This window comes from Arenibacter nanhaiticus (genome assembly GCF_900141935.1).
In the GTDB taxonomy this organism is placed as follows: domain Bacteria; phylum Bacteroidota; class Bacteroidia; order Flavobacteriales; family Flavobacteriaceae; genus Arenibacter; species Arenibacter nanhaiticus.
In genome coordinates this window covers 27869-35205 of record NZ_FQYX01000035.1, presented here as the reverse complement: position 1 = coordinate 35205, position 7337 = coordinate 27869, and the positions used below count along the sequence as shown (strand labels likewise).

The 7337-nt window shown below is 44.5% G+C and carries 2 protein-coding genes; both read right to left on the bottom strand.

Annotated features, from left to right (window positions below; translation table 11 throughout):
* Positions 1-119: 119 nt before the first annotated feature.
* Positions 120-1139 (bottom strand): response regulator, encoded by a 1020-nt coding sequence (locus BUA16_RS15945; protein ID WP_072765743.1) that lies wholly within the window; start codon positions 1137-1139, stop codon positions 120-122.
* Positions 1140-1446: 307 nt separating this feature from the next.
* A complete protein-coding gene (locus BUA16_RS15940) occupies positions 1447-6516 on the bottom strand; it encodes a PAS domain S-box protein (RefSeq protein ID WP_072765742.1) in 5070 nt (1689 codons plus the stop codon).
* Positions 6517-7337 lie beyond the last annotated feature (821 nt).

Sequence of the window (7337 nt, the reverse complement as noted above, 5' to 3'; positions counted from 1 at the left end):
ATTGGTACATTAACCAATTGTTACATTTTCACATTGATTCATTGCTACATTAAAAGGCAATAAGTTCCTCAGATACCACAATCCCAATTATTACATTAACCAATTGTTACATTTTCACATTAACCCTTTTCCACATTAATCACCGACTGCGACTTACTAACAATCTCCTTAATGATCTCATCGATCTCTAGGGCCGAACTGTAAATATGCTCTAACAATAGCTCCTTTTCTTCCTCCGTGGGCAAATCTTCCTTGATCAGATCTATCATCCCCAACAAGCGCGATACCGGCGCCCTGACCACATGCGATTGGGTCCAGGCAATATCTTTTAGCTTTTGGTTCTGTTTTTCGATCGCTTTTATATGCAGTAGCTTTTCGGTGATATCGGTAGACAGAATAATTTCGGCCGGGATACCATTAAAATTAATGGCATTGCTAGTGATTTCTACATCGATCACCTCGCCGTTTTTTTTCTGATGCCTATAGGACCCCTGTTGAAAATAACGGGCTTTATGCTTTTCGTGGTTTATAGATTCCATTAAGATGGGAATATCCTCGGGGGGACGGATATCCTTGATGGTCATCGACAAAAACTCCGCCTCGCTATAGCCGTAATGGCGCACGGCGGCGGCATTGACATCTAAAAAGGCAAGGCTGTTTACATCGTAGACCCACATGGGAGCCGGACTCAAATGAAAAATATCCATATAGCGTTGCTGGGACGCTTTTAAAGAGGTGAAAAAACGGAATCGCTCTAGGGTGTAAACAATACTCTTATAAAGTACCAAAGGGTTAATAGTGTCTTTTATCAGGTAATCGGACACCCCTTTGGAAAGGGATTTAATGGCGAAATCCAAATCTGAATTTCCCGTTAAGATGATAATCGGGGTATTGTAACTAAAAATTTTTATCTCTTCCAATAAAGTCTCCTTATTAATATCGGGAAGGGAAAGGTCCATTAAAATAACATCAAACTTCCTTTCTTCCGTTAGCAATAGGTTCTGGGCCTCCTGAAATTTTTTGGCATGGACAAGGTTCGGGGCATGGATATGCTCTAGGAGGTAATCTTCTATCAGCACATAATCGCCCAGATTGTCTTCTATGATAAGGATATTGTAAGGATGCTTGTCAATTTTCATAAATACTGTTGCGTTGGTCGTTGTATTAGCTTGGTTTGGAAATTTATTTTAAAGAAACACTTGTTTAATATGTGAATATATTTTATTTCTTAACGCTCGATCCTCATTCAAATTTTACGATAAATTTTCGATAGGCCAGAGAAAAATAAAATTTTTAAAAATACCCCATTTCGTCAAATATCTTTTAATATATAGATATATAAAGTGTTCGCAAAGACTGGCTCAAATCGTTTAGAACGCTATTGATTGTTTATTAATGGTTTTTCGCATTTCTTATTTCGTTTTAGCGACCAGTGTTCCGTCATGCTCACTTTTTCAGGGTAAAATAGAAGGTGCTGCCTTGGTTCGGGGTGGACTCCAGCCAAATGCTACCTCCTAAGTTTTCAATAATTTTCTTTACAATGGCTAGGCCCATTCCTGTACCGCTATATTCGTCTTTACCATGTAAACGTTGAAAAATTACAAAAATTTTATCAAAATACGCCTCCTCAATCCCAATACCGTTATCGCCCACGGAAAACTGCCAATAGTCCCCTTGGTCTTCTGCGCCTATTTTAATCACTACAGGCCTGTCCGGGGCGCTGTATTTTAGGGCATTGTCTAGCAAGTTGTGCAGTATTTGGGTCACCGGTGCCTTATAACTGCTGATGATGGGCAGGGGAGCATGTATAATTTGGGCTTCTTTTTCGGCCATCAACTGTTTCCGCAAAATGCAATAATCGTCCAAAACCGTTTGTAGGGCAATCGTTTCCTTCTCGTCTTCGAGTCGGCCTACCCTGGAGAATTCCAATAGATCCAAAATAATCTGGCGCATACGTTGGGCGCCATCCACGGCAAAATAGATATATTCTCGGGCACGTTCATCGAGCTGCTCGCCATATTTTTTTTCTAGTAGCGATAGGAAACTGGTCACCATCCGCAGCGGTTCTTGCAGGTCGTGAGAGGCAATATAGGCAAACTGCTTCAGCTCGGCATTGGAGATTTCCAGTTCCTTGGCGTGTTTTTCCAATTGTACATTTAGTTTTTGCAAGGACTCTTCATAGGTTTTTCTATAGGTAATATCGGACATGGCCCCTACGATCCGTATGGGAGTACCTTTATTATCTCTAATAATAAGCCCTTTATCCATCACATTGGCATAGGTATTGTCGGCTTTTAAAAAGCGGTATTCGGCCTCCCATTTGGTAGCCATCGGGTCCATTAGTTTAGCTTGCAAACTGCCATGGGCATTTTCATAATCTTCGGGGTGGATCCGTTTTTTCCATTCCTCAAGGGTAGGAGTAAAGGTCGCTAGGGGAATGCCAAATTGATATTGGTACCCCTTTCCCCAATACACACTGCCATTGATAAGATCCCAATCCCAAATGGCATCGTTGGTAGCCTGAGTCACCTTTTTAAAGCGCTCGTTGGTTTGGCGAATGGCCTCTGCCGCTTCCATACGGTCGGTAACGTCCTTGATATAAATAGAGAGTCCGTTGACAGAAGGGTAGGCAATCACATCGAACCACTTTTTCAATTCGGGGTAGTGTTCCTGAAAACTAATGGTTTGCCCTGTGTCCATCGCTTTTTTATACTGGTGGTAAAAATCGTATTGGGCTACATTATCGTATAGGCTCCATAGATTTTTGCCCAAGGTGGTTTCCCGTGGGATGTCCATTAAGAGCTCCGCCTCCTTGTTCCAATAGGTAACGGTCCACTGCTTGTCTACGGCCACAAAGGCATCGCCAATACTCTCTAGAATCTGCGTTTTTTCTATAAAGGCTTTCTTTAGGGATAGCTGCGCTATTTTTAGTTTGTGAATATCCTGGATACAGCCGTAATAGCCTACGCATTCCCCTTTTAAAAACTCGGGTTCCCCTATGATCCGAATCCAGCGGTCGTTGCCCTTGGCGGTGGTAATCAGTAGTTCCATTTCCCAGGCTTCGCCCTTTACGTTGGCGGACTGTATCAGCTGTAGTAACCGCTCTTTTTGTTCGGTATCCTTACAAAAGGAAGTACTGCTTTCTAGGGTAGGGACATAGCTTAGGGGGACTTCATGAATCTCCTTGATAATATTGGACCAATGGACTTTCTCCTGGAGCAAATCGACCTCCCAGTTCCCTATGCGCGCCAAATTATTGGCCCTGTCCAATAGTCCTTGTAGCTCTTTGTTTTGGGTAACATCTTTGGCGACGGCAAAAACCAAGCCCTGTTCATCGTTGGGGGTGGCAGACCAGCTAATCCATTTGGTCTTTCCGCTTTTGGTGATATAGCGGTTTTGAAAGTTATCGCCCTGTTGGCCCTGGTAGATCTTTTTTTGCTGGTTTTTGGTGCGCTCCTGATCATCGGGATGTACAAAACTCAAAATTCTTTGGGAGAGCAGTTCTTCTTCGGTATACTCGAGTAAGGCGATACCAGCGGGATTAATTTTTTTAAAATATCCGTCATTACCGGCCACACAAATAAGGTCGGGCGAAAAGGTAAAGATTTGGTGCAGGTCGTTTTCCAGGCGTTTTCGTTCCACTTCGGCCCCTATAAAAGTTTCCAACTGTTGAAAAAGGGCCTCGGAGAAGCGTAGGTTGTTTTTGGTGTTTTCCATCCCCAATACCAAAACGCCAATAGGTGTTTTGTTATGGCTCAGGGGTATGCCAATGACCGATTGTATGTTGTTGGCTTCGGCGTATTCTGTAGGGATACAGGCCAGTGCATTCGTCCCATGGTCCCAATAGGTCCGTTCTTGGTTTTTCCAAACGGCTCCAGGGAGTCCCTCCTCTAGGGTAAAAACGGGCATAGCAGTAGCATTGTCAACCGTTTTTTGGCTGTATTGGGCCATACAATGCAGCTGTGTTTTCTCTAGATTCGGCAGCCATAATTCGGCCATTTGAAAATCGCCATAGTCGGCCAAATGCTGCAAAACGTCTTCTAGGCAGGGTTTTAGTTTTTCCTGTCGGTGGAATAACATACTGATATCGGCCAGTAATTTTTTTTCCAGTTCGCGGTTTTTCTGGGCGGTAATATCGCGTTGGATGGCAATATAATGGGTAATGCCCCCTTTGTCGTCCGCTACCGGTGTAAAGGATAGCTGCACCCATAGTGCTTCCCCATTTTTTTTATGTCCGTTGGTGGTAATTTCCCCGGCCTTGGATTCTGCTATACACTGCTGCAATGCTGTTAGGGCGTCGGCATTGGGCTGGTAGCCAAGGAGCATACGCGGATTTTGCCCTAGCACCTCTTCGGGCTCATAGCCAGTAAGGCTGCTAAAGGCATCATTAACATAGCGAATGCGGGGTCCGGCCTCATTAAAGGGATCTATATTGATGATACTGACTGCATCAGAGGTATTGGTCACCACAGACTCCATCAGCTTCAAGCGTTGTTCCTCATATTTTTGCTGGGTAATGTCCTGTACGGTACCCTCAAACAGTTTGGGGTTTCCCTCCCTGTCATACACCAACCGCCCTAGGCTATGGACCCATTTTTGTTCCCCTGAGGGGCGTCGTATCCTATAGATAAAATCGTAGTTTTTGCCACCCTTTACCGCCGCTGCTACCTTTTGTTTAAAATTCTCTTTATCCTCGGGATGAATAGTGGCCAAAAAACTATCAAAAGACACCTCAAAGCTGGCCTTCTCCAAGCTCCATAGCTTATACACTTCATCGGAAAGGGTAATAGCACCCCCTTGCAGGTCTACCGTCCAATACCCAAGTTTGGCAATGTCCGTGGCCATTTTTAGTTTGTATTCGGACTGTTGTAGCTCCTCTAAGAACTGCTCTTTTTCGGTCACATTGTTACAGACCACCAAATGGCAGTCTTTTCCCTGAAATTGCAGTGCGTGGCCTACGATCTCCATTTTTAGGAGCTCCCCATTGTTTTTTTTATGGGTAAACACCCCAAAATTAAAGGTAGTCTCGTTTTTGGGAACGGCTTTTAGGGTTTTTAGTAAATGTGGAATCTCTTCTGGGGGAATGAAATCGCGTATGTCCATCCCTATAAAACTCTCCCTAGGATAGCCGTATTTCTCTACTGCCCTCGCATTGATATCTAAAATTTTCAGGCTCTCGCTATCGTAGATCCAGGCGGGGAGTGGACTCGAGTTAAACAACAGTCGGTATTTTTCCTCGGAAGCCTTTATTTGCTGCTCTGCCTGTATTCTGGCGGTAATATCCCTGGAATTGGTCACAATTCCCTGTACGGCGGGGTCGTGCCGCAGATCGGTCACCACGTTTTCTACCCATCGCCATTGGCCGTTTTGGTGTTTGTACCGAAATGGTTTTGGGGTATACGCTTCTCCGGCCAGCAATTTGCTAAAATGATCCTGCACCTGGGCAATATCATCGGGGTGCATAAAATCGAAGGCATTTTTTCCGATCACCTCCTGGGGGTCGTAGCCTAGAATATCCATGGCGGTCGGACTCACATATTTATAGGTGCCTTTGTCATCCATAACGGCAATCATATCGGCACCGCCAAGGACCAGGGATTTAAACCACTGGTCTTTCAGCCGCAATTTTTCCTCCGCCAGTTTGCGTTCGGTAATATCCCAATGGGCCCCGGCGACGATCAAGGGCTTCCCGTCCTCGCTCCATTGTATCACGCGCCCCCTATTATTAATCCACACCCAGTGCCCGTTTTTGTGGCGCAGGCGGCATTCGTGTTCCAAATAATCGGTTTTTTTCTCTAAACACAGCTGCAGCTTGCTATCGGCTATGGGCTTGTCATCGGGATGAATCAGGGCCTCCCATTGCTCAAGGTCTATAGGGAACAGCTCCTCATGGGTATATCCCAGTATGGCTGCCCAGCGGTCATTAAAAAAAATAGCCTTGGTCTGTATATTCAGCTCCCAGGTGCCAATATGGGTGGCATCGATAAAACTGTCCAGCCTATCCAATTCAAAGGCCAGGGTCGTCTTATGTTTCTCGGCCTGTTTTTCTATGCGTTGCTGATCTAGCAAACGTTCCCCCAATTGCCCAAGGGCCGTTAAGGCCGCTAATTTGGCAGCATCCAACTGCTTAGGTTTTTGGTCCTGTACACATAGGAGGTACAAGGCATTTCCTTCCGGGGCCCTTAGGGGAACAGCGGCATAAAAAAGGCAGTCAAGGGCGGTGGCGGTATCTATGCTAGGGTCGGTACGGGCATCCTCGATTACAAAAATCTCATTGGGGCGCTCCCTAAAATGGGCATCGCGTAGGAGGGAGAGGGGAGATGGATGATCGGCCTCCCCATCTGCAGCCGTTTGGAGAGAGGGGGTAGGTTTTATAAGAAATACCCATGCCTCGGGCACATCACAAATCCCCGCCGCCAGGGAGCACAAGGACGACAGGGCCTCTTGCCCAATAGTATCGGAAACAGCATTGGGGCGGGCATCGGTGATGGACCTAGGGATTTTGGTTTTCTTCATTATGTAATATTAAGCCATTTTTACAGAGTACCTATATGATACCCCGAGCACCAGCGGTAGCATTGGCTACTCTATAGGTTTTCTAGGTTATTAATGCCCTTGTTGTCATAAAACACACTTTGGACAGTCCTAATTTCGGAAAAAAACAATAACAAAAAGGCATTTTTTCAATTAACAGTAAATAGTTATGGAGTTATCTAGTTACCGAGTTATCTTGTTATCGATTACCAAGTTATCTTGTTACGGAGTTATCACGTTATCAAGTTCCCGATTTAACGAATTTCCGAATTACCGAGTAACGGAGTTATCAAGTTCCCGAGTTAACTTGTTATCTTGTTATGAAGTTATGCTGTTATGGAGTTATGGTGTTTTGCGGTTTTGCGCGTGATTATTTTGGGCGTTCCCCTATCGGGTCGCTCTTTCCGCTGTATCTTTTTTCGCGGGCTGCGCCCACCAAAAAAGGATGCCGCTGCAATAGCTAACGCTTTACAATGAACAATTAGCAGTAAACAATAAACAATTATCAATTAGCAATAAAAAGTAAACAGTGAACGGTCAACACTAATCAGGGAAGTTCAAATATTAATCGCCAATAAAGGTTTTACTATGAAGTTTAATAGCGCGGATTCTCCCTTTAAATCAATAAACAATTAGTAATAACTTCTATGAACTAATAGGTTGAATATCACGGATTCCCCCTTAGAAGGGGGAGTGAGGGGGATGTATGGATGATTAAGGCCTGTTTAAAAGCCTCTCTATAGTGCCTTCTATTTTCAACATTACACTGAACATTTCTTTTTTTACTTCAATATCCGTTAATC

Excerpts from the sequence above, each read along its gene's own strand:
- BUA16_RS15945 (WP_072765743.1), bottom strand. The coding sequence starts at position 1,139 with ATGAAAATTGACAAGCATCCTTACAATATCCTTATCATAGAAGACAAT.
- BUA16_RS15940 (WP_072765742.1), bottom strand. The coding sequence starts at position 6,516 with ATGAAGAAAACCAAAATCCCTAGGTCCATCACCGATGCCCGCCCCAAT.